Here is a 1,037-nt window from a genome sequence, read left to right as displayed (position 1 = left end):
AGCAGAATCTACATTACACCTACAACACATATGTGGTTTCCCATTCCAAAAAATGGGGAAGTAATGGCTAAGTATTTTAATGATGAATACAATTAAGGAGTAAATATGAATAAAGACGATAGGGCAAATAACAATATTCAAAAAGAAATAGATTTACTAGAAAAAGACATCAAACATCTTAAAAATATCGTAGAAGTAATGGAGCAAAAGATTACAAAACTAAAAGAGCTTGTATGGGAAAGAGAATCTAAAAAAGAAAGTAGCAAAATGTTTAAGGTGCTAGAGAATGAAAAGCCTAGCACCATTGTAAGAAGTAATGTGGGTAATGTAATAGTTGATAAAGAATTTATGGACAAGGAGATTAGCAAACATCTTGATGATACCGCTCTTAGAGGAATGGTAACCACAGAAGAAATGTTAAGCTTTCCTAGAGTGGCTAGGAATGTGGAGGCTAAATATAATGAAGAGATAAATGACTATACTTGGAAAGTAAGGGCTAACGATGAAAGTATCTTAGCTTATGGTAGTAGAGAGTATGTTAAAGAAAACAAGGAGATTAATAGGCTTTTAACAGCACATAGTAAAACAGATGTTGGAGAGAGAAAGCAGAGTCAAGCAGACAGGGTCAGCTCTGCTACCTATTTTAACGACCCCGATTTTCGTGGCTCTGCTACTGAAAGTATAACACAAAAACAAGCCGAATTGCAAAGACGACTAGATATTAATCTCAATAACCATAGGAGAGTAAGCGATGAAAAGCAAAAACAAGAATACTTAGTAAGGGCAAATGCCATTAAAGAACAAGCTAAAAAACAACATATTGCCTTAGATTCTAAATCTCTAAAAGCACTTGAAAAAGCCAATCTAACAAAAAGTAACACCAATACAAAGGAGAGATAATGAACGACATTACCCAAAGACTACAAGACATTAAAAGTATAAGAGCAAACAGAAAAAATGAGGATAGACTCGTAAGCAGGATAGAAAAGCTATCTAAACAACGAGACAAGCAACAAAAAATTCTCCAAAACATAGAA

1 protein-coding gene is annotated in these 1,037 nt (G+C 33.8%); it reads left to right on the top strand.

The window, feature by feature from the left end; genetic code table 11:
- Positions 1 to 105: 105 nt before the first annotated feature.
- Positions 106 to 900, top strand: coding sequence for a helicase (locus LS67_RS09815; RefSeq protein WP_201274034.1), 795 nt, complete (start codon positions 106 to 108; stop codon positions 898 to 900).
- Positions 901 to 1,037 lie beyond the last annotated feature (137 nt).

Source organism: Helicobacter sp. MIT 03-1616, from assembly GCF_000765685.2.
GTDB lineage: Bacteria > Campylobacterota > Campylobacteria > Campylobacterales > Helicobacteraceae > Helicobacter_C > Helicobacter_C typhlonius.
The sequence above is the reverse complement of the archived record's forward strand: the minus strand, read 5'-3'. Positions and strand labels throughout refer to the sequence as shown.

Excerpts from the sequence above, each read along its gene's own strand:
- LS67_RS09815 (WP_201274034.1), top strand. The coding sequence starts at position 106 with ATGAATAAAGACGATAGGGCAAATAACAATATTCAAAAAGAAATAGAT.